The following is a 24,177-nucleotide window of genomic DNA, read 5'->3' as shown; positions in this document are numbered from 1 at the left end:
GGGAGGCAGAAATGACAACGGAAGCCGTCAACACGGGCGCTATCAACGACTCGGACGACCCCCGCGCACACGCGTGGAGGGGCTTCACGGCAGGTGAGTGGTGCGACAGCATCGACGTGCGGGGCTTTATCCAAGCGAACTACACGCCGTATGAGGGCGACGGCTCGTTCCTCGCGGGCGCTACCGAGCGCACCACCGCGGTGTGGGACAAGCTCAGCGCGATGTTCCCTGAAGAGCGCGAGAAGGGCGTGTACGACATCGACTGGCAGACGCCTGCCTCGATCACGTCCCACGCTCCCGGGTACATCGACAAGGACAACGAGGTCATCGTTGGCCTCCAGACCGACGCCCCTCTGAAGCGCGCGATCATGCCATTCGGCGGCTGGCGCATGGTGGTCAAAGAGCTCGAGACCTATGGCTACCCGGTTGACCCGCAGCTCGAGACGATCTTCAGCCAATACCGCAAGACGCACAACGACGGCGTGTTCGACGTCTACCCGCCCAACGTGCGCGCGGCGCGTTCCTCGCACATCGTCACTGGCCTGCCCGACGCATACGGCCGTGGCCGCATCATCGGCGACTACCGCCGCGTTGCGCTGTACGGCATCGACGCGCTGATCGAGGCGAAGAAGGTTGACCGGATGGAGCTCGACATGGAGCGCTCCACCGAGGACGTCATTCGCGACCGCGAAGAGAACTCCGAGCAGATCAAGGCGCTCAAGGAACTCAAGCAGATGGCGGCCTCGTACGGCTTCGACATCTCCAAGCCCGCGGCAACGGCCAAGGAGGCCGTGCAGTGGCTGTACTTCGCGTACCTCGCAGCGGTGAAGGAGCAGAACGGCGCGGCGATGTCCCTCGGCCGCACCTCCACGTTCATCGACGTGTTCATCGAGCGCGACATCGCGGCCGGGTTGCTCACAGAGTCCGAGGCGCAAGAGATCATCGACGACTTCGTGATCAAGCTGCGCATCGTCCGCTTCCTGCGCACCCCTGAGTACGACGCGCTGTTCTCCGGCGACCCCACGTGGGTCACCGAGACCATCGGCGGCATGGGCGAGGACGGGCGGCCTTTGGTCACGCGCACCTCGTTCCGCTACCTGCAGACCCTGTACAACTTGGGTCCGGCCCCGGAGCCGAACCTCACGGTGTTCTGGTCCGACCGCCTTCCGCAGGGCTTCAAGGAGTACTGCGCACAGGTGTCGATCGACACGTCCGCGATCCAGTACGAGTCCGACGAACTGATCCGTCCCGCCTGGGGCGACGACAGCGCCATCGCGTGCTGCGTCTCCGCGATGTGCGTGGGCAAGCAGATGCAGTTCTTCGGTGCTCGCGTGAACCTCGCCAAGGCGATGCTCTACGCGATCAACGGTGGACGCGACGAGATCTCTGGCAAGCAGGTTGCTCCCGTCTCCGCCCCCGTTGGCGGCGCCGTGCTGGACTACGACGAGGTCTACGCCGCGTTCGACAAGCTCATGGACTGGCTCGCCGAGACGTACGTGGACGCCCTCAACTGCATCCACTACATGCACGACAAGTACGCGTATGAGCGCATCGAGATGGCGCTGCACGACAAGAACATCCTGCGCACCATGGCCTGCGGCATCGCCGGCCTGTCGGTGGCAACGGACTCCCTGTCTGCCATCAAGTACGCCAAGGTGACGCCCGTTCGCGACGAGTCCGGCCTTGTCATCGACTACACCGTGGAGGGCGAGTTCCCCACCTACGGCAATGACGACGACCGTGCCGACGAGATCGCGGTGGACCTGGTTGGCCGCTTCATGGACAAGATCCGCAAGCAGCCCACCTACCGCAACGCCACCCACACGCAGTCCGTGCTCACCATTACGTCGAACGTGGTTTACGGCAAGGCAACCGGAAACACGCCAGACGGACGCCGCGCAGGCGAGCCGTTTGCCCCAGGTGCCAACCCCATGAATGGACGTGACAACCACGGCGTTCTAGCGTCGGCCCTTTCCGTGGCCAAGCTGCCCTACGACCAGGCCCAGGACGGCATCTCGCTGACCACCACGGTTGTTCCGAGCGGCCTTGGGCGCAACAAGGACGAGCAGGTCAAGAACCTGGTGGGCATCTTGGACGCGTACAACGTCAGCCACGGGTTCCACGTCAACGTGAACGTGCTCAACCGCGAGGTCCTCGAGGACGCCATGGAGCACCCCGAGAACTACCCGCAGCTCACGATCCGTGTCTCCGGATACGCCGTGAACTTTGTTCGCCTCACGCGCGAGCAGCAGCTCGACGTGCTGAGCCGCACGTTCCACGCGGGCCTTTAGCCCACCCGTTCCTTTCCCCGGAGGAATGTGATGTCAAGCGTTGATCTGCCGACCCCGTACATGGTGGTCGCGGACGAGGAGCTCGTTCACAGCGAGGCCATCCGCGACCACCTGACGGGATCGGTGCACTCGTGGGATCTGTCCACTGGCGTGGACGGGCCCGGCACCCGCATGACCCTGTTCATGGCGGGCTGCGGCATGCGCTGCCAGTTCTGCCAGAACCCGGACACGTGGCGCATGCGTGACGGCGTGCGGCACACCGTCGATGAGGTGATGGAGCGAGTTACCAGGTACGCGACCATCATGAAGGTCACGGGCGGCGGGCTCACCATCTCAGGCGGAGAGCCGCTGCTGCAGGCGAAGTTCGTGATGAACGTGTTCCGCCGCTGCAACGATCTGGGCATTCACACGGCGTTGGATACCGCTGGGCTGCTGGGGTCGCGGCTCTCCGATGACGACCTCAACTATGTGGACCTCACGCTGCTGGACATCAAGTCTGGCCTCGCCGAGACCTATCAGCGAGTGACGGGCCGGCCCATGCAGCCCACGCTGGATTTTGCCTCGCGGCTGTCGCGCCTTGGCAAGACCATGTGGATCCGGTTTGTGCTGGTGCCAGGGCTGACGGATGCCGAGGAGAACGTGGAGGCGATTGCCTCCTTCGTCGAGACCCTGGACTGCGTGGAGCGCCTCGAGGTGCTGCCCTTCCACCAACTTGGCCGCGAAAAGTGGGCCGCCACGGGCGAGCCGTACCTGCTCGAGAACACCCGCTCGCCAGAGCCGGAGCTCGTGGACCGAGTGCGCGAACAGTTCAAGGCGCACGGCATCAACGCGATGTAGCCAGCCCGACGGGGTGGTGGGCTTTCGTACGAAACTATCCGCAGCGTCGGGCAGGGTGGGGCTCCGCGGAGACTGACGGGTTGAGCGGGATCTGGTCCGTTGCATTCCGCGCTTTCGCGGAAGATGACGGATCAACCTGCGGCTGGCCCGTCGCACGATGCCATGACCCACGCGTCAACTAGGTTGTTTCGCAAAGGGAGGTGGGCGTGAGGCGAGGACTGCCCGCGGCGTTCGCCGCGCTGATCGCCGCGGCCGTGACGCTTGCCGGGTGCACTGACGCCGACGAGCTACAGGGCACGCCGCAACCGTCCGTCTCCCACACACCCCAGGTGACTGTGACCGCGAGCGACCTCGAAGACGAACTCATGGAGGCGGTGCGGGCGGGCGACATGGGTGCCGTGACGGCGATCCTGAACGCTGGCCAGGACCCTAACTACTGGCTCGACGACGCCACGCCGCTCAGCCGCGCGATCGTCGCCAACAACATTGAAATGGCCCAACTCCTGCTCGATGCGGGAGCGCTCGTGGAGACCGATGAGTGGTCGCACACCACCGTCGCCGCGCAGTACGGCGATGCCGAGATGATGCGTTTCATCCTTGACCACGGTGGGACCACGACGGGATCGGTGAACTATCGCGGTTGGCCGCTTGCGACGGCCGCCTACGCGGGGAACCTCGACACCGTGAAGGTGTTGTTGTCGCTGAGTGCGGACCCTAACGTGATCGTGACCGACGAACACGGGGACTTTCCGATCCTCGTCTATGGAGTGAACGGCGGGTCGCCCGAGGTGGTGCAGGCCCTCGTGGAGGCGGGCGCCGATCCGTACTTGCAGGGCAGCGACGGCAAGACCGCTATCGATGCTGCCAAGGCGCCCGGGCGAGAGCAGATCGCCGACTACCTCGGCACCGTGGTGCCCGCCGCGTAATGGTGACCACAGCGTAGTGGTGACCACAGCGTCGGGCAGGGAGACAGCGCGCGGAACCTGACGGACGTGGCGCGATGTGGCCCGTTGCGTTCCGCGTTTTCGCGGAAGATGACGGATCAACCCGGGACTGGTCCGTCGCAGACCGAGCGAGCATGGGGGTGAACGCCGGGCCGCACCTCAGTACACGGCCCGGCGCCCACGTGTTTACGCGGTGAGAGCGGCCGCCAGCTCGTCAAACACGCGCACGTACTCGTCCACGGCCTCGAAGGTGTGGACCACAGAGAGCGTCCACTCCTCTTCGCGGCCGGGGGTCATGAAGATGCCGTGGTTCATGTTCCACAGCCACGCGAGGTCGCACAGCGGGACGTCCTGGTTCTCCTTGAACGTCTCGTAGTCCGTGATCTTGGCCGTGGAGAACGTCACGCAGCCCTTGGAGCCGATGCCGATGGCGTAGCCGGGGAGGTCGTACTTCTCGATGACAGCCTGGCACCCGGCGACGATGCGGTCGTTAAGCGCGGCGAGGTGCGCGTACGCCTCGGGCGTCAGCACCTCCTCGAGCGACGCGCGCGCGGCGACCATCGACAGCGGGTTCCCGTTGTAGGTGCCCACCTGGTAGACCGTGCCGTCCTCGACCACCGCCATCACTTCTTCCGTGCCGCCGATGGCTCCCGAGGGCAGACCGCCGCCGAGCACCTTGGCGAGCGTCACCATGTCCGGCTTCACGCCGAACTTTTCGGTGGCACCGCCGGCCGCAATCGCGAGGCCGGTCTTGACCTCGTCGAAGATCAGCACAATCCCATGGCGCGCGGTGATCTCGCGCACGGCCTCGAGATAGCCGGGCTCCGGGAGGACGACGCCGAGGTTCATCATGGCGGCCTCCATGATCACGCACGCGGGAAGGCGGCCCTCGGCGGCGAGCCGCTCGATGCGGCGCTCCATCGCACCCGCGTCGTTGAACGGCACGGCGACCGTCATGTCCACGGTGGCCTGGGGAATGCCGGCCCCGTAGGGGAGCGAGGCGTAGTTTTCGCGGTCGCCGATTTTGTCGTACTCCACACCGATCGACACCATCACGGTGTCGTGGTGCCCGTGGTACGAGCCGAAGATCTTCATCACGGTGTCGCGGCCCGTGTACGCGCGGGCGATGCGGATCGCGTCCATCGTGGACTCGCTACCCGAGTTGGTGAAGCGCCACTTGGGCAGGCCCCAGCGTCGGGCAAGTTCGTCGGCGACCAGCACCGAATCCTCTGTGGCGACGCCAAAGTGCGTGCCGAGCGGGAAGCGCTTGGCCACGGCCTCGCCGATCGCGGGGTGCGCGTGCCCTTGCACCATCGAGCCAAAGCCGTTGTGGAAGTCGTAGTACTCGTTGCCGTCCACGTCCGTGATGCGGTCGCCCGCGCCAGACGAGATGTAGATGGGCCAGGGGTCGCGCCCCTGGTACGAGGAGGCAACGCCGCCGCTGAGGTGCTGCGACGCGTGCTCATACATCTCGCGCGATTTCTGCGTGTTGTTGTTGAGCAGTTCCGTTTGTTCCGCGATCAGTTGGTTGATGCGATCGCGGTCAATGGTGATGGCCATGGTGTTCTCCGCCCACCCGGCCTGGCAGTGGGCTTCAGTGCTGTGATTGGGCCCCGCCGCCGGCCTGGCGCTGGTGGGGCAAAGCACAAATGCCGTAGCCAGGGTACCTGGCCATTCGGCCCGACGCTAGGTCGGCACCCGCTCGGCGGTTTTCCACAGGCGCGGGCCGGGTCCTGGCCCGTGTCGTGGCCCCGCCATACACTCGAAGACATGACTCACGAGTCCGAGGACGCAGAACTGCACGCTCCCGCGCCTGACGCGGAGATCAGCGATGCTTGGCTCGCCGAGATCGAGCGGCGTGTTGAGGACGTAGTCCAGGGGCGTGTGGAACTCGCCGATGCTGAGCAGACCTATCGCGAACTGTCTGCAGAACTCCGCACCAGCGCCCAGTGAGTGGCCCGCAGCGGGAGCATCCAGATGCGAGCCGAGAGTTGCGCGCGGCCATGGCGTGGTTCGAGGACCCGGAGGTCGCTCAACGCTTCCTCGATGCCACTCGCTCTGCTCGACGTGCGATAGCGGAAGATCCCGGCGCATGGCCGGTCTTGCTCACGCGGTCCGGCGCCCGGGTCATACGGCGCAAAGGAGTCGCCGGATTCCCCTACGGCGTGATCTACCTGGTCGTCGATGGCGCAGTGTTCGTGATCGCATACGCTCACGACCGCCGCGAGCCTGGCTACTGGACGCAACGGCTGGACGCCTGAAGCGACCCCCCACTTGCCAACTCGCCCCAGCGTCGGGTTTCATTCTCTTGATGCCGCCCTTGAGCGGCGTCCCGACAGGGAGTGATAACCCGTGGGTGCCACGGTATTCGAACGCCATGCACCGAACGACGATGTTGTGCGCGCCGCGCTCGCGGACTCCCGCCTGACCCCGTTCTGGCTCGACGACGTCGCTCGTCCCTCGTACCCGCGCCTCGACACCGACGCGTCCGCGGACCTAGTCATCGTTGGCGGCGGCTACAGCGGGTTGTGGACGGCCGTTCTCGCGAAAGAGCGCAACCCCGAGCGCTCGGTGATCCTGCTCGAGGCTCGGCGCGTTGGCTGGGCGGCCTCGGGCCGCAACGGCGGCTTCTGCGAGGCCACCATCACGCACGGCGAGGAGAACGGCGAGAACCGCTGGCCCGAGGAGGCGGATGAGCTCTACCGACAGGGCCTGCAGAACCTCGACGAGTTCGAGGCGACCGTTGCCCGCTACCGCATCGCCGCCGACTTTGAGCGCCCGGGCTCGCTCACTGTTGCCACCGAGCCTCACCAGATCGAGTGGTTAGGCCCCGACGCGCTCTCCGGAGAGGCCACGCGCGCACTGGTCAATTCGCCCACGTACCTTGCGGGTTCGATTGACGAGCGCGGCACAGCGCTTGTGCACCCAGGCAAGCTCGCGATGGAGCTGGCGCGCGTTGCCACCGACCTTGGCGTGCAGATTCACGAGTTCACGCCCGTGCGCTCGCTAGAAGACGGCCCGACGCTGGTGACAGACCGCGGTCGCGTCACCGCCCGGCAGGTTGCCTTGGGTACTAACGCCTTCCCTGCGTTGCTCAAGCGCAATCGCCTCATGACGGTGCCGGTCTATGACTACGTGCTGATGTCAGAGCCGCTGAGCAGTGCGCAGATGGCAAGCATCGGCTGGGAGGGGCGTCACGGTATTGCCGACAGCTCAAACCAGTTCCACTACTACCGGCTCACCGCGGACAACCGCATCCTCTTTGGCGGCTATGACGCGATCTATCACTCGGGCCGCAAGGTGCGCCGCGCATATGAAGACCGGCCCGAGTCCTATGAGAAGTTGGCGAGCCACTTCTTCACGACGTTCCCCCAGCTAGAGGGTGTGACGTTCACTCACCGTTGGGCTGGTGCGATCGACACGTGCACGCGCTTCTGCGCGTTCTACGGCACCGCTCGCGGCGGCAACGTGGCATACGCGCTTGGCTTCACCGGCGAGGGCGTTGGCGCCACGCGATTTGGCGCCAACGTGATGCTGGATTTGCTCGCGGGCGAGGAGACGGAACGCACTCAACTGCAGATGGTGCGCGAGCGTCCCTTGCCGTTCCCGCCAGAGCCCTTCGCGAGCGTCGGCATCAATGCCACGCGCTGGTCGCTTGACCGTGCGGACCACAACAAGGGCAAGCGCAACCTGCTGCTCAAGACGCTCGACGCCGTGGGCATGGGATTTGACTCGTGATAGCTGGAGCGAACTACTCGAGCGCCGAAGAGGGTGCGCTCGGCCAGTGGCGCGGGGCCGAGGTCGGCATCTGGACCTGCGAGCCTGGGGTCTACCCGGACACGGAGGCCGACGAGGTCTTTGTGGTGCTCGAGGGTGCCGCGACCGTTGAGTTTGTTGACCCGGCGCTGCCGGCGATCGAGATTGGGCCGGGCAGCGTGGTCCGGCTCGAGGAGGGAATGCAGACGGTGTGGACCGTCCGCGAGGCCCTCCGCAAGGTTTACCTCAGCTAGAGAACCAAGGAAACAGATACAGCATGTTGAAGCATCACGTTGCCGGAGCCGAGTTTGGCGAAGGCGCTGCTACCGGGGCGATTTTCAACCCCGCCACGGGCGAGGAGACGGGCCGCGTCGCGTTCGCAACGGCCGTCGAGGTGGGCCAGGCGATCGCGCTCGCCCAGGAGGCACAGAAGAAGTGGGCGGCCACGGGACTGGTGAAGCGCGCGGACGTCTTCTTCCGCATGCGTCAGCTTCTTGTTGAGCGCCAGGACGACCTCGCGGCGATCGTCACGCGCGAGCACGGCAAGGTGCTCAGTGACGCGAAGGGTGAGATCAGCCGCGGCATCGAGAACGTCGAGTTCGCTGCGGGCCTCGTCCACCTGCTCAAGGGCGAGCACTCCACCGGAGTCGCGGGCGGCGTCGACGTGCACACGATCAAGGCGCCGGTTGGCGTGGTTGCGTGCATCACGCCGTTCAACTTCCCCGTGATGGTGCCGCTGTGGATGTCCGCGTCCGCAATCGCGTGCGGGAACGCGGTGATCCTCAAGCCATCGGAGAAGGACCCGAGCGCGGCCAACTTCATCGCCGCGCTGTGGGAGGAGGCGGGCTTGCCCGCCGGCGTCTTCAACGTGATGCACGGCGACAAGGTGGCGGTGGACTCGCTGCTCAACGCCCCTGGTATTGGCGCGGTTTCGTTCGTGGGCTCCACCCCTATCGCGCGCTACATCTATGAGACCTCGGCCAAGAACGGCAAGCGCGTTCAGGCGCTCGGCGGCGCCAAGAACCACATGATCGTCATGCCCGACGCTGACCTCGACGCCGCAGCCGACGCTGCAGTTGGCGCGGCGTACGGGGCGGCGGGGGAGCGCTGTATGGCCATTTCGGTGCTCGTCGCCGTTGGCGAGGCGACGGCCGACGCGATCATCGCGAAGATCGGCGAGCGCGCCACCGCGCTGCGCATCGGCGACGGCACGGACCCCGCAACGGACATGGGCCCGCTCATCACGCGCGAGCACCGCGACCGCGTGGCCGGCTACGTCACGGGAGCCGCAGACGAAGGCGCGTCGGTGGTCCTCGACGGCACCACTCGGGCGTTCGAGGGCGACGGCTACTTCCTTGGCGCGAGCCTCGTGGACAACGTCAAGCCCGGCATGAAGGTCTACGACGACGAGATCTTTGGCCCTGTGCTGTCCGTGGTCCGCGCACAGAGCTACGACGAGGCCGTGGCCATCATCAACGGCAACGCCTTCGCCAACGGCACCGCGATCTTCACGCGCGACGGCGCCACGGCTCGCGCGTTCCAGCAGGACATCGAGGTGGGCATGGTGGGCATCAACGTGCCCATCCCCGTGCCTATCGGCGCCTACTCGTTCGGCGGGTGGAAGAACTCGCTGTTCGGCGACAGCCACATCTACGGCCCGGAGTCCATCCACTTCTACACGCGCTCCAAGGTCATCACCACCCGCTGGCCCGACGCGAGCGAGTCGCAGATCGAGCTCGGCTTCCCGAGCAACCACTGAGAGAACACCATGACCGACAACGACCCCAAGTACGTCTTCCACTCGTGGAGCGCGCAAGCCACCCTCAACCCCGTGAACGTGGTCCGCGGGGAGGGCAGCACCTTCTGGGATGAGGCAGGCAAGAGCTATCTGGACTTCTCGAGCCAGCTGGTGAACCTCAATCTCGGCCACCAGCACCCAGACCTCGTGCAAGCAATCCAGACCCAAGCGGGAGCCCTGGCAACGATCCAGCCAGCCATGGCGTCGGACGTGCGCGGGGAATTGGCGCGCCGCGTGGTGGAGGTGACAGGCGGCCACTTCGCCAAGGTGTTCTTCACGAACGGCGGCGCCGACGCGAACGAGAACGCCATCCGCATGGCGCGCCTGGTGACGGGCAAGCGCAAGGTGCTGACGATGTACCGCAGCTACCACGGCAACACCACCACCGCCATCACGGCAACCGGCGACCCGCGCAGGTGGGCCAACGAGCCCGCCGATCCCTCGGTAGTCCACTTCTTTGGGCCGTACTTGTACCGCTCCGCGTTCTACGCGAGCACTCCGGAGGAGGAGAGCCAGCGCGCGCTCGAGCACCTGGAGCAGACGATCATCCTCGAGGGCGCCTCGACCATTGGCGCCATCCTCATCGAGACGATCGTGGGCACCAACGGCGTGCTCATCCCACCACCCGGCTACCTCGCGGGAGTGCGCGAACTGTGCGACAAGTACGGCATCGTGTGGATCGCCGACGAGGTGATGGTGGGCTTTGGCCGCGTTGGCGAATGGTTCGCGTGGCAGGCCGACGGCGGTGCGCAGCCAGACCTCATCACCTTCGCTAAGGGCATCAACAGCGGGTACGTGCCGCTTGGCGGCGTGGTGATCAGCGAGCGCATCTCGCAGCACTTCGACAACACCGTCTTCCCTGGTGGGCTGACGTATTCGGGTCACCCGCTCGCGTGCGCGGCGGGCGTCGCTACGTTCGACGCATTCGAGCGAGACGGCATCCTCGCGCGGGTCAAGGACCTTGGTGAGCGCATCGTCCGTCCCACACTTGAGGGCTGGCTCGAGACCCATCCCAGCGTTGGCGAGGTGCGCGGCACCGGACTGTTCTGGGCCGTGGAGCTCGTGCGCGACCGCGAGACCCGCGAGCCGCTCGTGCCCTTCAATGCGGCCGGCCCGGCAAACGCGCCCATGGTGGCCTTCGCGGCCGCGGCCAAGGCAGGCGGCGTGTGGCCGTTCACGCACTTCAACCGCTTGCACGTGGCCCCGCCGCTCGTCATCACCGAGGACGAGCTGGTTCGCGGCCTCGGCGTGCTTGGCGAGGCGCTGAACGTAGCCGACGCGGAGGTGGCTTCGTGACTACGCTCGCTGGTATGACACCCATTGGCGGCCCGACGCTGGCCCAGGAACGCAAAATCGTCACCGAGATCCCTGGCCCGGTTTCCAAGGAGCTGCTTGAGCGCAAGGCGGCCGCAGTCGCGGCCGGGGTTGCGCACACGGTGCCGATCGCGGCGGTTGCGGCCGGCGGCGGCGTTATTGTGGACGCGGACGGCAATTCGCTCATCGACCTCGGCGCGGGAATCGCGGTGACCTCCGTGGGCAACTCGCACCCCAAGGTGGTCGAGGCCGTGCAGCGCCAGGCCGCGGCCTTCACGCACACGTGCTTCATGATCTCGCCGTACGAGGGCTACGTGGCCGTGGCCGAGGCGCTCAACCGGCTCACGCCGGGTGACCACGCCAAGAAGTCTGCCCTGTTCAACTCCGGCGCAGAGGCCGTGGAGAATGCCGTCAAGATCGCGCGTAAGTTCACGGGCCGCCAGGCCGTGGTCGCGTTCGACCACGCCTACCACGGCCGCACCAACCTGACGATGGCGCTCACCGCAAAGTCCATGCCCTACAAGAGCGGCTTTGGACCCTTCGCGTCCGAGGTCTACCGGGCACCCATGAGTTACCCGTTCCACGACGGGCTCTCCGGTGAGGACGCGGCCAAGCGGGCTATTTCCGTCATCGACAAGCAGGTGGGCGCCGCCAACCTCGCGGCCGTGATCATCGAGCCCATCCAGGGCGAGGGCGGCTTCATCGTCCCCGCGGACGGCTTCCTCAATGCCATCTCGGAATGGTGCACGGCGAACGGCGTGGTCTTCATCGCCGACGAGGTGCAGACCGGCTTCACGCGCACCGGCGCGATGTTCGCCTCCGAGTTGTTCGGCATCGTCCCCGACCTCATCACCACGGCAAAGGGCATCGCCGGCGGCTTGCCCCTCGCGGCCGTAACCGGCCGCGCCGAGATCATGGACGCGACCCACGCGGGTGGCCTGGGCGGCACGTACGGCGGCAACCCCATCGCGTGCGCCGCCGCGCTTGCAGCCATCGAGGCCTTCGAGACCGAGGGCTTCATCGAGAACGCCAAGACCATCGGCGAGGCGCTCTTCACGCGTCTGGGCGCCATGCAAGAGGCTGACGCTCGCATCGGCGAGGTGCGCGGACGCGGGGCGATGATTGCCGTGGAGTTCGTGAAGCCCGGCACCCATGAGGCAGACCCCGCCCTCGCGTCGGCCGTCGCCAAGGGCTGCATTGCGCAAGGCGTGGTGGTGCTCACGTGTGGCACGTACGGCAACATCATCCGGTTCCTGCCACCGTTGACGATCCCGTCTGACCTGCTAGATGAGGGGCTGGACGTGGTCGCATCCGTGCTGGAGGGGTTGAAGTGATCTCCGAGAGTGACCTCCTGGCGCAGGTCCCCACACAGCTGTTCATCGGCGGCGAGTGGGTGGACGCCGCAGCCGAGGAGACCCTGGACGTTCACGACCCCGCGACCAACAAGGTGCTGGCGACCATCGCCTCGGCCCGTGCCGACGATGCCGTGCGCGCTCTCGACGCGGCCGTTGCTGCCAAGGACGAGTGGGCGGCGACGGCTCCACGCGTGCGCGCTGAACTGCTGCGGAGCGCGTTTGAGCTGGTCAAGGAGCGCACCGACGAGTTCGCTCTCCTCATGACGCTCGAGATGGGCAAGCCGCTCGCGGAGGCACGCGGCGAGGTCGCGTACGGCAACGAGTTCCTGCGCTGGTTCTCCGAGGAGGCCGTGCGCATCACGGGCCGTTACGGACTCAACCCCGAGGGAACGGGACGCATGGTGGTAGCCCAGCGACCCGTCGGCCCATGCTTCTTCATTACCCCCTGGAACTTCCCGCTCGCCATGGCGACGCGCAAGATCGCGCCCGCGCTCGCGGCCGGCTGCACCGTGGTGGTCAAGCCAGCAGAGCTCACGCCGCTCACCACGCTGTACCTGGCCAAGACGTTCCAGGACGTGGGCCTCCCGGCGGGCGTGATCAACGTCTTCACCACGCACTTCTCTCGCGAGACGTCCGCGCCGATCATCTCCGACCCACGCCTGCGCAAGCTCAGCTTCACGGGCTCCACCGAGGTGGGCCAGAAGCTCATCGCGCAGGCGTCGGAGCGCGTGCTGCGCGTCTCGATGGAACTCGGCGGCAACGCCCCGTTCGTCGTCTTCGAGGACGCGGACCTCGACGCCGCCGTCGAGGGCGCGATGGCCGCCAAGTTCCGGAACATCGGCCAGGCGTGCACGGCAGCCAACCGCTTCATCGTGCACTCCTCGGTCGCCGACGAGTTCGCACGCAAGGTCACCGAGCGCGTCTCCGCGATGAAGGTGGGGCGCGGCACCGACGAGGGCGTGAACATTGGCCCGCTCATCGACGACCGCGCCGTGGAGACCAGCCGCGACCTTGTGGCCGACGCTGTGGCTAAGGGCGCGCGTGTCCTCACGGGCGGCTCGGCGGTGGACGGCGAGGGCTCGTTCTTCGAGCCCACGGTGGTGGCCGACGTGCAACCAGGCAGCCAGATCCTCACCACCGAGATCTTTGGCCCGGTGCTCGCGATCGCGACGTTCGACACCGAGGACGAAGGTGTGGCGCTCGCCAACGACACGGATTACGGCCTCGTCTCTTACGTCTATACCAGGGATCTTGCTCGCGGCCACCGCATGATCGACCGCCTCGAGACCGGAATGATGGGCCTGAACGTCGGCGTTGTCTCGAATGCGGCAGCACCCTTTGGAGGCGTCAAGCTCTCCGGCCTCGGCCGCGAAGGCGGTCTTGAAGGCATCCACGAATACCTGTCCACGAAGTACACGCTCATCCCCACTACCTGAGCCGAAACCACCGAGGGAGCCAGCCATGACCGACTACGCCGTCGTTAACCCGTCCACGGGAGAAACGCTCGCCACCTACCCGGGCGCCACCGACGCCGAAATCTCTGCAGCGGTGACCGCCGCCGAAGGCGCGTATCGCGACTGGGCGCGCACAACGTCGGCCAGTGAGCGGGCGGAACTGCTGCGCAAGGTTGCCGAACTGCACCGTGAGCGCAGGGACACCCTGGCCGCGATCATCGTGCGCGAGATGGGCAAGCCGCTGTCCCACGCGGAGGGTGAGGTGGACTTCGCGGCGGACATCACTGAGTACTACGCGGACAACTGGGAGGTCATCACCAAGGACCAGCCCATCGAGATTCTGGGCGAGGGGACGGCCGTGATCCGGCGTAGCCCCATTGGCCCGCTGCTTGGCATCATGCCGTGGAACTTCCCGTATTACCAGGTAGCTCGTTTCGCGGCACCTAACCTCGTGGTGGGTAACACGATCATCCTCAAGCACGCCCCGCAGTGCCCGGAATCCGCGGCCGCGATCGAGCAAATGTACAAGGACGCGGGCTTCCCTGAGGGCGCGTACGTGAACGTATACGCGAGCAACGAGCAGGCCGCCGCAATCATCGCGGACCCGCGCGTGGCCGGTGTGTCGGTCACAGGCTCCGAGCGTGCGGGGGCCGCGGTGGCGGCGCTCGCCGGCGCGAACCTCAAGAAGGTGGCGCTCGAGATGGGCGGCTCGGATCCCTTCATCCTGCTGTCGACGGATGACCTCGACGCCGTGGTGGGCGCCGCGGCCGAGGCGCGCCTGGACAACTCCGGGCAGTCCTGCAACGCACCCAAGCGCTTCATCGTCATCGACTCGCTGTACGACGAGTTCGTGGAGAAGTTCACCGCGCTCATGAAGGACCAGGTTGTTGGCGATGGCTTCTCTGGGGAGACGACGGTTGGGCCGCTGTCCTCGCTGGCCGCGGCGGATCGGCTCGAGGACCAGGTCAACCGCGCGGTGGCGCAGGGTGCCACGCTCGTGACGGGCGGCACGCGCGATGGCGCGTTCTTCCAGCCCACGGTCTTGACTGGGGTGACTCGAGAGAACGACATCTACCGCGAAGAGCTCTTTGGGCCGGCGTCGACTATCTACAGAGTCTCTTCTGAGGACGAGGCAGTCGCGCTCGCGAACGACACGGGCTTTGGGCTTGGTTCCTACGTGTACACAACGGACCCTGAGCAGGCGGATCGCGTGGCCAATGGCATCGACGCTGGCATGGTCTACGTCAACATCGTGCTCGCAGACAGCCCCGAGCTGCCCTTTGGCGGCGTGAAGCGATCCGGCACCTCCCGCGAGATGGGGCTCCTTGCCGCGGACGAGTTTGTGAACAAGAAGCTGGTGCGCGTAGGGCCGTAGTGTGGCCGCGTGGAGCTAATCAGGCGGTTCGCGCCGGAACAGTACGTCGCCGCGCTCGAGCAGTGGGAGTGGGCGGGGATTTCTTCGCTCACGCCCGTTTTCACGTCTCCCTTCGGTGACGTCTTCTTTAGCGACGCCGACGGCGCGTACTGGTACCTCGACACGGTCGCGGGCCAACTGACCCGTGAGTGGGACAGCGGCGCAGAACTCCAGGCGGCCGTGAACACCAGGGACGGTCAGGACCAGTTCCTCATGGTGGCCCTCGCGGAGGCGGCATCCGCGAATGGCATCGAGCCGGACCAGGATCAAGTGCTGTCCTTCGTGGTGCCGCCCGTGCTTGGCGGTCAACTCGATCCGGCCAACCTCGGGGCGTCGGACTTTGTTGTCACCCTTGACCTGTTGGGCCAAATCCACCGCCAGGTGAAAGACCTGCCGCCAGGAACTCAGATCTCGGGAGTCAACTTGGGCTGAGCCGGCGGACGCTCACCAGCCCTCGATCCCCGCCTCGCGGACGCACGCAAAGCGGTCCAGTGCCTCTTGTTCCCGGGGCGTGCCTACGTCTTCTTCGCGCATGACCAGCAGTGCCTTGAGTTCATCCGCGGTTACGTCGTCGTCGAGTTCATATCCGAGTCTTCGAAGGCATGCGATGAGCACCGGCATGCCAGCCTCAAATGCATCGAGCCCAGCCTCGATAGCGGATGGCTGCCTCATGTAGAGCATCTCTACGTAGTCCGAGTTCGTGTGAATGCACTCGTCGGCGACCGCAGTCTTTTCCTCGCCCTCAAAGCTGTAACTGGGGAAGAGCGTTCCATTTGTGACCGCTGGCGCGAACTCCTCATATCTCACGCCCGCTGAGTCGAAGCACGCGAACGTGGCGTGCACGGCCTCTTGGATTGCATCGAACGAGATGCCACCCGTTGCGATCGCATCCTCGATGATGTGCAACTGAGCGTCCGAGGCGCCGTTGGCCCGTGCGTCGTTCAGCGCGTCCGTTGCGAGCAGCGCAAACTCGCTTCCAGTTGGACTGGCGCTGGGTTCAGGAACAGCACTAGAACACGCTGTGAGCGCGACGATCGCCACACACGAGCCAACGACAACCCGTATCAACGGTATGAGTCGATTCCGTGTTGGCCAAAGTTCACGGTGCTGCCACTCGGCGGCACAAACTGCAGGTAGTTCAGTCCCGACTTCCAGTTGGAGTACCCCACCCAGGCGCCGTTCTTGTAGTTCGCGCGAACCCGGATGAAGTCGCATGTATTTGCCAAGGGACTCATTTGCACCGTATGCACAAAGTCAGTCTCTGAGGCGCCATAGCCTTGACAACTTCCGTCCTTGAACGTGACCGCCGAGGCACCCGGATACGTGGTGCGCTGGCTATACGCGGCGGCGGGCGCCGCGATCCCCACCAACGCAATGAAGAACAGAACGGCAATAGAGGCCCACTTCTTCATGGACACACCCCCTTGGCGCAACCCCCAGCCGCGGACCCTCCGCGCAGCTACGCCTTTGCCACGGTAACCGCGCCCCCCGCGGCTCCGCAACCGCACCTGTGGAGAACGCATACGGGCCATAGGTCACGCTCCCAGCGTCCTAGTCTCCGCAACGATAGATTCAGTTGGAACGCCACGAAGGAGCCCCGGATGCCTGTGTCGATCGGCGTCCTCCGCGAGTCCGCGGAGGGCGAGACCCGCGTCGCCCTGACGCCCCCTGTCGTCGCCACGCTCGTGCGCGACGGCCTCTCCGTCACTGTCGAGAAGGGGGCTGGCGAGCGCGCCGGCTTCACCGACGCGGAATACAAGGACGCAGGTGCCACCCTCGCCACGCGAAAGGCGACACTCACCTCCCAGGTGGTGGTGGCCGTCGGGCGGCCCGACGCTGCGGCCACCAAAGCGCTCAAGGAGGGTCAAGCGCTGCTTGGGTTGGTAGAGGGGCTCGAGGTGAGCGGCGTGCACGTGCTGTCGCTCGAGCGGCTGCCGCGGCAGATCAGCCGCGCGCAGACCATGGATGCGTTGAGCTCACAGGCGTCGATCGCGGGATACCGCGCGGCCATTGTCGCGGCCACTGCTTACGGCCGGTATTTCCCGATGATGGTGACCGCGGCCGGAACCGCTAAGCCAGCATCGGTGCTGGTACTTGGCGCTGGAGTTGCGGGTCTGCAGGCCATTGCCACGGCGCGCCGGCTGGGGGCGAGAGTGAGCGGGTACGACGTTCGGCCCGCCGCCCGAGAAGAGGTGACGAGCCTCGGCGCCTCGTTCCTCGCCACCACCGTGAGCGCGGTGGGTGAGGGCGGCTACGCACGTGAGCTCACCCAGGAGGAGTCGGCACAGCAACGTGCGGAGCTGTCTGCGGCCATTGCGGGATTTGACATTGTCATCACGACCGCGAAGGTTCCGGGGCGCAAGCCGCCGGAGCTCGTGGACTCCGACACCGTGGCCGCGATGCGGAGGGGTTCCGTAATCGTGGATCTCGCGGCGGGCCCGCTCGGGGGCAACGTCGCCGGAGTTGGCATCGACACGTGGGACCTCACAACCAACGGCGTCATGCTCATCGCGGCCGGCGACCTGCCGCAGCAGATGGCGCCAGCAGCGTCGGACGCGTACGCGCGCAATATCGCCGCGGTGATCGCCGCGATCGTGAGCGAGGGCGAACTGGCCATTGACCCAACCGACGAGGTAGTGGGAGCGCTGCTCGGGGCGCCCGCAGCCGCCAAGGAAGAGGTGCCCGCATGACCCCGGAACTGCTCAGCGACCTGGGGCTGTTCGTGCTCTCGCTGCTCGTGGGCTTTGAGGTGATCTCCAAGATTCCCGCCACGCTGCACACGCCGATGATGTCGGGGGCCAACTCGATCCACGGCGTGGTGCTCGTGGGCGCAATTCTGATCGCCGGCCTTGTGCACACGCCCGTTGGCTACATCCTCGCGTTCGTGGCCGCCGCGTTCGCCGCGATGAACGTGGTGGGGGGCTACGTGGTGACGGACAGGATGCTGGGGATGTTTAGGGCCAAGCCACGCGAGTCCGTAGACGAGGAGGCGGCCTAGTGACCGCGCTCGAGGCCACCGTCGGCATCATCTACCTCGTTGCGGCCACCACCTTTGTGCTGGGTCTGCACCTCATGCGTTCGCCCGCGACCGCGCGTCGTGGCAACCTGCTGAGCGCCTCCGGTATGGCCACGGCAATCCTCGCCACGGTGGCCCTCGTTGCGTTCGATGACTCGTTCCACGTCACCGCGTGGGGCTGGGTGGCGCTCGTTGGAGGCACGGCGCTCGGTGGCGTCGCGGGTGCGGTGAGTGCGCGTCGCGTCAAGATGACCGCGATGCCCCAGCTCGTGTCCCTGTTCAACGCGGTTGGCGGTGGCGCGGCCGCAATCATCGCGTTCCCCGAGCTCATGCACCGCTTCGAGGAACTGGACCTGCTTGGCGGCGCTTACACCAACATCGCCACCTCGGTGCTGATCTTCGTGGGCCTCGATCTGCTGATCGGCTCCATCACGTTCTCCGGCTCGCTGATCGCGGCGGGAAAGCTGCAGGGCTGGATCAGCGGCGCGCCCATCACGTTCCTCGGGTCACGGGTGCTGACGCTCGTGGCGGCGGCCACCGGTGTGGGTTCCGTGATCTGGCTCATCGCCGCGCCGGGAATGCTGCCGCTCATTGTCCTCACCATCGCCGCACTCGCGTTCGGCATCTTCATGGTGCTGCCGATTGGGGGCGCGGACATGCCGGTAGTCGTGAGCCTGCTCAATGCCTTCACTGGCCTCGCGGTAGCAATGTCGGGCTTCGTGGTTGGCAGCGACATCCTGATCGTTGCGGGCGGACTCGTCGGCGCCTCCGGCACCATTCTCACCAAGCTCATGGCGGACGCGATGAACCGTTCCGTGCTCTCGATCATGGTTGGTGGCTTTGGCACTGGTGACGCTCCGGCGGGAGCCGCCGTAGCGTCGGGCGGTGAGGTGACCCGTACGGACGCCGACGACGTGGCCCTGCGCCTCGCCTACGCCTCCAAGGTCATCATCGTCCCTGGTTACGGGCTCGCGGCTGCCCAGGCGCAGCGCGAGGCCGGCGAACTCGGCAAGGCGCTCACCGAGCGCGGCATCACCGTGTTCTACGCCATCCACCCCGTGGCGGGCCGCATGCCGGGCCACATGAATGTGCTGCTCGCGGAGGCGGATGTGCCGTACCCGCAACTGCTCGAGATGGACGACGTCAACCCCGAGTTCTCCACGTGCGACGTGGCCCTCGTGGTGGGCGCGAACGACGTCACCAACCCCGCCGCGCGCCGCGCAGGCAACGCCATCAGCGGCATGCCCATTCTTGACGTGGACAAGGCGCGCAGCATCGTCGTCATCAAGCGCTCGATGGGCCACGGCTACGCGGGCCTCGACAACGAGCTCTACACAGACCCCAAGACCGGGATGCTCTTCGCCGACGCGAAGAAGGGACTCGGCCAAATCCTCGCTGCCCTCAAGGAGTACGCGGCCTAATGTCTCTGCTTGCCCCGGCTCGCGCCGTCGCGCCCGCCGGCTACAACCGCTGGCTTGTGCCCCCCGCCGCCCTGGCCCTTCACCTCGCGATTGGCCAGGTCTACGCGTTCAGCGTGTTCAAGGCCCCACTTCAGGAGCACTTTTCTGTGTCCCACACCGCGATCGGGTGGGTGTTCTCGCTCGCTATTGCTGTGCTTGGCCTCACCGCTGCGTTCGGCGGTCCGTGGATCGCCAAGCAGGGTCCGCGCAAGGCGATGGTGCTGGCGGCCGGTTTCTGGGTGAGCGGCTACCTGATCACGGGGTTGGCCGTCACGCTCGACCAGTTGTGGCTCGTGTATGTGGGTTATGGGCTCATCGGCGGGATCGGCCTTGGCATCGGGTACGTGGCCCCTGTCGCGACTCTTGTCGCGTGGTTCCCTGACCGTCCGGGCCTTGCCACGGGAATGGCGGTGATGGGCTTCGGCGGTGGCGCCATGCTCGCGTCGCCGCTTGCGACGGCCCTCATGGGCGCGCTCACCGGCCCGACGGGTGGGCTGGGTTTTGCGTTCATCGTCCTTGGGCTCATGAACGCTGTGCTGATGCTGTGGGCCGCGGCCGTGATTCGCGTGCCAGCCACCGATGGCGCAGCCGTTGACGCGCACGGTGACCCGATCGGCGCGGGCACAGACGCCGACGTCACGGCGGGTGTGGCGGCGCGAAAGCCCGTGTTCTGGTTGTTGTGGCTGGTCTTCTTCGTCAACATCACCGCAGGTATTGGCATCCTCGAGACCGCTTCGCCGATGATTCAGGCGTTCTTCCCCGCGACCACCGTGGCCGCGGCTGCCGGCTTCGTTGGGCTGTTGTCGCTCGCGAACATGGGCGGCCGCTTTGGCTGGTCCGCGCTATCCGACACCATCGGCAGGCCCGCGACCTTCACCATCTTCGTGGTGGGTGGGTGCACCGTGTACGCGCTGCTGGCATCCGTGGGTTCCGCGGCGATCGCGCTATTCGTGGTGCTCGCGTTTGTGCAGATCAGCTTCTACGGCGGCGGGTTCTCCGCGATGCCCGCGTACCTCAAGGACCTCTTTGGGCAGCGGCACCTGTCCGTCATCCTTGGCCTCATCCTCACCGCGTGGTCGGCGGCCGGAGTGGTTGGCCCGCTTATCGTCAACGGGATTGTTGACTCTCGAGAGGCGGCAGGGTTTGAGGGTTCGGACCTGTATCGCCCCGCGCAGTGGATCATCGCTGGACTGTTGCTACTCGCCGTGATCGCCAACGTCCTCGTCACCTTGTGGGGCCGCAGTCTGCGTGCCGCGCAGCGCGCCGCGGCGGGGAAGCCCTCCGACGCCGCGGCGACCGTTGACGCCCAGCCGAGTGGAGCGTCGGGCCGTGTTGGCAAGGGCGCGCTGGTGCCGATCGGCCTGTGGGTAGTGGTTGGTGTTGCGCTGACCTACGGCATCGTCGAGACGGTGATCAAGGCGGAGCAGCTCTTTTCCTGAGAGTGTTCCTGAGGTACGGATCTAGACCCTTCGCGTGTTCTGGATGTGCCTCAGGTACGTCTCGCCACTCCTTGGGCTGCGGACGGTCGATTGTGCCGAGTTGTACCTGAGGCACATCCAGGACACTCGGGAGCCTCGAATCCGTACCTGACGAACATTCTCATCACGGGCCGTGGGCCAAAAGTCCCCGGGACGTTCGACCGGCGAAAACCGCCTCGTGGGGTTCTACGGTCGAAGTGTGGCCAGGAAGTCCCTACCTGGCGCAGACGGAGGAGAGAGAATCATGACCACCATCAGCCCGGAAAAAGCCGAGCAGAACACCACTGAGCCCACGGTTGCCGATGCGATCGACGCGCTCGTGGCCAAGGCGCAGGTTGCGCTCAAGGAATACACCCACTTCACGCAGGACCAGGTAAACCTGCTGGTGAAGAAGGCGTCCGTCGCTGCGCTCAACCAGCACGGCGCCCTCGCGCAGCTGGCCGTCAAGGAGACTGGCCGCGGCGTGTTCGAGGACAAGGCCGTGAAGAACATCTTCGCGTGCGAGCACGTGACGCACTCGATGGCCCCCATGAAGACCGTGGGCGTCATTCACGATGACCCGATCCTCGGCATCACCGAGATCGCGGAGCCCGTTGGCGTTGTTGCCGGCATCACCCCGGTGACCAACCCCACCTCTACCGCGATCTTCAAGTCGCTCATCGCGATCAAGACCCGCAACCCCATCATCTTCGCGTTCCACCCCAGCGCCCAGGAGTCCTCGGTTGCCGCGGCTCGCATCGTTCGTGACGCCGCCGTCGAGGCGGGCGCCCCCGCGGACTGCGTGCAGTGGGTTGAGGTTCCCTCGCTCGAGGCCACCAACGAGCTCATGAACCACGACGGCGTCGCGCTGATCCTCGCCACCGGTGGAAACGCCATGGTGAAGGCCGCGTACTCGTGCGGCAAGCCCGCCCTTGGTGTTGGCGCGGGCAACGTGCCCGCGTACATCCACAAGAGCGCCAAGCTCAAGAGGGCCGTGAACGACATCGTCGTGTCCAAGGCCTTCGACAACGGCATGGTGTGCGCCTCCGAGCAGGCGGCCATCATCGACGCCGAGATCTACGATGAGGCGCTCAGCGAGTTCGACCGCCTGCACGCTTACCGTGCAACCACCGCGGAGAAGGCGCTGCTCGAAGAGTTCATCTTTGGCGTCACCTCCACCGGCAGCAACTGCGCGGGCGCCAAGCTCAACCCCAACGTGGTGGGCAAGTCCCCGCAGTGGATCGCTGAGCAGGCCGGCTTCGAGGTTCCCGCCGACACGAGCATCATCCTTGCGGAGGTCACCACGGTTGGCGAAAGCGAGCCGCTGACCCGCGAGAAGCTGTGCCCGGTTCTGGCAGTGCTGAAGGCCAACACCACCGAAGAGGGCCTCACCTACGCAGAGCAGATGGTGGAGTTCCACGGCCTCGGCCACTCGGCGGCCATCCACGCCACCGACGAAGAGCTCATCCACGAGTTCGGCAAGCGCGTCAAGGCGATCCGCGTGATCTGCAACTCGCCGTCAAGCCACGGCGGCATCGGCGATATCTACAACGCGTTCCTGCCGTCGCTGACGCTCGGCTGCGGCTCTTACGGTCACAACTCGGTGAGCAACAACGTCACCGCGGTGAACCTCATCAACGTCAAGCGCATTGGCCGGAGGAACAACAACATGCAGTGGTTCAAGGTTCCTTCGAAGACGTACTTCGAGCCCAACGCGATCCAGTACCTGCGCGACATGCCAGACGTGGAGCGCGTGACGATCATCACCGATGCCACCATGACCCGCATCGGCGTCGTGGACAAGGTCATCGACGTGCTGCGCCGCCGCTCCAACAATGTGTCGCTGCAGATCATCGACAACGTTGAGCCCGAGCCCAGCATCCAGACCGTCACCAAGGGTGCCGAGGTGCTCCGTGCCTTCAAGCCGGACACTCTGATCGCCGTTGGCGGTGGCTCGCCCATGGACGCCGCGAAGGTCATGTGGCTCATGTATGAGCACCCGGAGGTCAACTTCGCGGACCTCAAGGAGAAGTTCTTCGACGTCCGCAAGCGCGCCTTCCAGTTCCCCAAGCTGGGCGACCTGGCGAAGCTCGTGTGCATCCCCACCACGTCCGGAACGGGCGCGGAGGTCACCCCCTTCGCCGTCATCACGGACGTGGAGAACGGCCGCAAGTACCCGCTCGCGGACTACGCGCTGACGCCAACGGTGGCCATCGTTGACCCCGTTCTCACGGCCTCGATGCCCGGCCGCGTTGCCGCTGACTCCGGCATGGACGCGCTCACGCACGCCACCGAGGCGTACGTCTCCGTCTACGCCAACGACTTCACGGACGGCATGGCTCTGCAGGCGATTCGCCTGGTATTCGAGAACATCGCCGAGTCGGTGAACGAGGGTGCCACGGCCGTCAAGGCCCGCGAGAAGATGCACAACGCTGCGACCATCGCGGGTATGGCATTCGGAAACGCGTTCCTTGGCCTCGTGCACGCCATGAGCCACGTGACGGGTTCCACCTTCCACGTTGCCCACGGCCGCACCAACGCCATCTACCTGCCGCACGTGATCCGCTACAACGGCAAGGTTCCCACCAAGCCCACGTCGTGGCCCAAGCAGGAAAGCTACGTGGCCCCGGAGCGCTTCCAGGAGATCGCCAAGATGCTCGGCCTGCCGTGCTCCACGCCCGAGGAGGCCGTCGAGGCCTACGCGAGCGCCGTCGAGGAGCTGCGCGCCAAGGTTGGCATCGAGGGTTCGTTCCAGGAGATCGGCATCGACGAGGCCGACTTCATGGCAAGTCTCGACACCCTGGCGATGAACGCTTACGAGGACCAGTGCGCACCCGCGAACCCGCGTCTGCCCATGCTCGACGACATGAAGATCATGATGGAGGCCGCGTACTACGGCACCAGCTTCGAGGCGGTCCGCGACGGCGTCACCAAGGAGGCGAGCCCCAAGACCCGGACGCGCAAGGCCAGGTCCTAACGCAGTCCTCGCCTCCCGCGCCGGTTAGGGACACAATCCGAGCGCGGTGAGGCCCTCCAGCGGAAGCCCCGTACGCCCACAAGGCGGCGGGGCTTTCGTCATCC

The 24,177-nt window shown here is 66.0% G+C and carries 21 protein-coding genes; 18 read left to right on the top strand and 3 right to left on the bottom strand.

What is annotated here, in order from left to right:
• Window positions 1-11 precede the first annotated feature (11 nt).
• The 3 genes from pflB (at window position 12) to QM618_RS03100 (ending at window position 4,054) form a co-directional block, all read left to right on the top strand.
• On the top strand, window positions 12-2,291 hold the full coding sequence (gene pflB, locus QM618_RS03110) for a formate C-acetyltransferase (protein ID WP_428094815.1): 2,280 nt from the start codon (window positions 12-14) through the stop codon (window positions 2,289-2,291).
• Window positions 2,292-2,321: 30 nt separating this feature from the next.
• Complete coding sequence (gene pflA, locus QM618_RS03105) at window positions 2,322-3,128, top strand: pyruvate formate-lyase-activating protein (protein WP_428094813.1); 807 nt, start codon at window positions 2,322-2,324, stop codon at window positions 3,126-3,128.
• A gap of 206 nt (window positions 3,129-3,334) precedes the next feature.
• Window positions 3,335-4,054: an ankyrin repeat domain-containing protein gene (locus QM618_RS03100; RefSeq protein ID WP_428094811.1), complete on the top strand. Its 720-nt coding sequence runs from the start codon at window positions 3,335-3,337 to the stop codon at window positions 4,052-4,054.
• 204 nt (window positions 4,055-4,258) lie between these two features.
• Here the strand turns inward: QM618_RS03100 and QM618_RS03095 are convergent, their stop codons facing one another.
• Window positions 4,259-5,632 (bottom strand): aspartate aminotransferase family protein, encoded by a 1,374-nt coding sequence (locus QM618_RS03095; protein ID WP_428094809.1) that lies wholly within the window; start codon window positions 5,630-5,632, stop codon window positions 4,259-4,261.
• A gap of 210 nt (window positions 5,633-5,842) precedes the next feature.
• On the opposite strand from QM618_RS03095, the gene QM618_RS03090 reads away from it, so the two are divergent.
• From QM618_RS03090 to QM618_RS03045, 10 genes are all read left to right on the top strand, one after another.
• Entirely contained in the window at window positions 5,843-6,025 is a 183-nt protein-coding gene (locus QM618_RS03090; RefSeq protein WP_428094807.1) for an addiction module protein, read from the top strand.
• 50 nt (window positions 6,026-6,075) lie between these two features.
• On the top strand, window positions 6,076-6,333 hold the full coding sequence (locus tag QM618_RS03085; RefSeq protein WP_428094804.1) for a hypothetical protein: 258 nt from the start codon (window positions 6,076-6,078) through the stop codon (window positions 6,331-6,333).
• A gap of 91 nt (window positions 6,334-6,424) precedes the next feature.
• Window positions 6,425-7,810, top strand: coding sequence for an NAD(P)/FAD-dependent oxidoreductase (locus tag QM618_RS03080; protein ID WP_428094802.1), 1,386 nt, complete (start codon window positions 6,425-6,427; stop codon window positions 7,808-7,810).
• Window positions 7,807-8,082, top strand: a complete 276-nt coding sequence (locus tag QM618_RS03075) for a cupin domain-containing protein (RefSeq protein ID WP_428094800.1) — start codon at window positions 7,807-7,809, stop codon at window positions 8,080-8,082. Before QM618_RS03080 ends, QM618_RS03075 begins: the two co-directional genes overlap by 4 nt.
• A gap of 23 nt (window positions 8,083-8,105) precedes the next feature.
• Window positions 8,106-9,587 carry a CoA-acylating methylmalonate-semialdehyde dehydrogenase gene (locus QM618_RS03070; RefSeq protein ID WP_428094798.1) on the top strand — a complete coding sequence of 494 codons (1,482 nt, stop codon included), beginning with the start codon at window positions 8,106-8,108 and terminating at the stop codon, window positions 9,585-9,587.
• 9 nt (window positions 9,588-9,596) lie between these two features.
• Window positions 9,597-10,922: an aspartate aminotransferase family protein gene (locus tag QM618_RS03065; protein ID WP_428094796.1), complete on the top strand. Its 1,326-nt coding sequence runs from the start codon at window positions 9,597-9,599 to the stop codon at window positions 10,920-10,922.
• Window positions 10,923-10,936: 14 nt separating this feature from the next.
• Entirely contained in the window at window positions 10,937-12,274 is a 1,338-nt protein-coding gene (gabT, locus tag QM618_RS03060) for a 4-aminobutyrate--2-oxoglutarate transaminase (protein ID WP_428094794.1), read from the top strand.
• A complete protein-coding gene (locus tag QM618_RS03055; protein ID WP_428094792.1) occupies window positions 12,271-13,731 on the top strand; it encodes an NAD-dependent succinate-semialdehyde dehydrogenase in 1,461 nt (486 codons plus the stop codon). Before gabT ends, QM618_RS03055 begins: the two co-directional genes overlap by 4 nt.
• Window positions 13,732-13,756: 25 nt before the next feature.
• Window positions 13,757-15,124: an NAD-dependent succinate-semialdehyde dehydrogenase gene (locus tag QM618_RS03050; RefSeq protein ID WP_428094790.1), complete on the top strand. Its 1,368-nt coding sequence runs from the start codon at window positions 13,757-13,759 to the stop codon at window positions 15,122-15,124.
• A gap of 9 nt (window positions 15,125-15,133) precedes the next feature.
• On the top strand, window positions 15,134-15,595 hold the full coding sequence (locus tag QM618_RS03045) for a T6SS immunity protein Tdi1 domain-containing protein (RefSeq protein WP_428094788.1): 462 nt from the start codon (window positions 15,134-15,136) through the stop codon (window positions 15,593-15,595).
• 12 nt (window positions 15,596-15,607) lie between these two features.
• Here the strand turns inward: QM618_RS03045 and QM618_RS03040 are convergent, their stop codons facing one another.
• Window positions 15,608-16,231: a hypothetical protein gene (locus tag QM618_RS03040; RefSeq protein ID WP_428094786.1), complete on the bottom strand. Its 624-nt coding sequence runs from the start codon at window positions 16,229-16,231 to the stop codon at window positions 15,608-15,610.
• On the bottom strand, window positions 16,228-16,575 hold the full coding sequence (locus tag QM618_RS03035) for a hypothetical protein (RefSeq protein ID WP_428094784.1): 348 nt from the start codon (window positions 16,573-16,575) through the stop codon (window positions 16,228-16,230). The genes QM618_RS03040 and QM618_RS03035 overlap by 4 nt, the downstream gene beginning before the upstream one ends.
• 189 nt (window positions 16,576-16,764) lie before the next feature.
• On the opposite strand from QM618_RS03035, the gene QM618_RS03030 reads away from it, so the two are divergent.
• The 5 genes from QM618_RS03030 (at window position 16,765) to adhE (ending at window position 24,073) form a co-directional block, all read left to right on the top strand.
• A complete protein-coding gene (locus QM618_RS03030; RefSeq protein ID WP_428094781.1) occupies window positions 16,765-17,853 on the top strand; it encodes an NAD(P) transhydrogenase subunit alpha in 1,089 nt (362 codons plus the stop codon).
• On the top strand, window positions 17,850-18,161 hold the full coding sequence (locus QM618_RS03025) for an NAD(P) transhydrogenase subunit alpha (RefSeq protein WP_428094779.1): 312 nt from the start codon (window positions 17,850-17,852) through the stop codon (window positions 18,159-18,161). The genes QM618_RS03030 and QM618_RS03025 overlap by 4 nt, the downstream gene beginning before the upstream one ends.
• Window positions 18,161-19,600, top strand: a complete 1,440-nt coding sequence (locus tag QM618_RS03020; RefSeq protein WP_428094777.1) for an NAD(P)(+) transhydrogenase (Re/Si-specific) subunit beta — start codon at window positions 18,161-18,163, stop codon at window positions 19,598-19,600. The genes QM618_RS03025 and QM618_RS03020 overlap by 1 nt, the downstream gene beginning before the upstream one ends.
• On the top strand, window positions 19,600-21,078 hold the full coding sequence (locus QM618_RS03015; RefSeq protein ID WP_428094775.1) for an OFA family MFS transporter: 1,479 nt from the start codon (window positions 19,600-19,602) through the stop codon (window positions 21,076-21,078). Before QM618_RS03020 ends, QM618_RS03015 begins: the two co-directional genes overlap by 1 nt.
• 283 nt (window positions 21,079-21,361) lie before the next feature.
• Window positions 21,362-24,073 (top strand): bifunctional acetaldehyde-CoA/alcohol dehydrogenase, encoded by a 2,712-nt coding sequence (gene adhE, locus QM618_RS03010; RefSeq protein WP_428094773.1) that lies wholly within the window; start codon window positions 21,362-21,364, stop codon window positions 24,071-24,073.
• Window positions 24,074-24,177 lie beyond the last annotated feature (104 nt).

It is taken from the genome of Demequina sp. (assembly GCF_049841215.1).
Taxonomy (GTDB): domain Bacteria; phylum Actinomycetota; class Actinomycetes; order Actinomycetales; family Demequinaceae; genus Demequina.
The sequence above is the reverse complement of the archived record's forward strand: the minus strand, read 5'-3'. Positions and strand labels throughout refer to the sequence as shown.

Coding starts and splice junctions, on each gene's coding strand:
- QM618_RS03070 (WP_428094798.1), top strand. CDS start 8,106: ATGTTGAAGCATCACGTTGCCGGAGCCGAGTTTGGCGAAGGCGCTGCT.
- QM618_RS03065 (WP_428094796.1), top strand. CDS start 9,597: ATGACCGACAACGACCCCAAGTACGTCTTCCACTCGTGGAGCGCGCAA.
- QM618_RS03035 (WP_428094784.1), bottom strand. CDS start 16,575: ATGAAGAAGTGGGCCTCTATTGCCGTTCTGTTCTTCATTGCGTTGGTG.
- QM618_RS03085 (WP_428094804.1), top strand. CDS start 6,076: ATGGCGTGGTTCGAGGACCCGGAGGTCGCTCAACGCTTCCTCGATGCC.
- QM618_RS03015 (WP_428094775.1), top strand. CDS start 19,600: ATGTCTCTGCTTGCCCCGGCTCGCGCCGTCGCGCCCGCCGGCTACAAC.
- QM618_RS03030 (WP_428094781.1), top strand. CDS start 16,765: ATGCCTGTGTCGATCGGCGTCCTCCGCGAGTCCGCGGAGGGCGAGACC.
- adhE (WP_428094773.1), top strand. CDS start 21,362: ATGACCACCATCAGCCCGGAAAAAGCCGAGCAGAACACCACTGAGCCC.
- QM618_RS03050 (WP_428094790.1), top strand. CDS start 13,757: ATGACCGACTACGCCGTCGTTAACCCGTCCACGGGAGAAACGCTCGCC.
- gabT (WP_428094794.1), top strand. CDS start 10,937: ATGACACCCATTGGCGGCCCGACGCTGGCCCAGGAACGCAAAATCGTC.
- QM618_RS03095 (WP_428094809.1), bottom strand. CDS start 5,632: ATGGCCATCACCATTGACCGCGATCGCATCAACCAACTGATCGCGGAA.
- QM618_RS03090 (WP_428094807.1), top strand. CDS start 5,843: ATGACTCACGAGTCCGAGGACGCAGAACTGCACGCTCCCGCGCCTGAC.
- pflB (WP_428094815.1), top strand. CDS start 12: ATGACAACGGAAGCCGTCAACACGGGCGCTATCAACGACTCGGACGAC.
- QM618_RS03025 (WP_428094779.1), top strand. CDS start 17,850: ATGACCCCGGAACTGCTCAGCGACCTGGGGCTGTTCGTGCTCTCGCTG.
- pflA (WP_428094813.1), top strand. CDS start 2,322: ATGTCAAGCGTTGATCTGCCGACCCCGTACATGGTGGTCGCGGACGAG.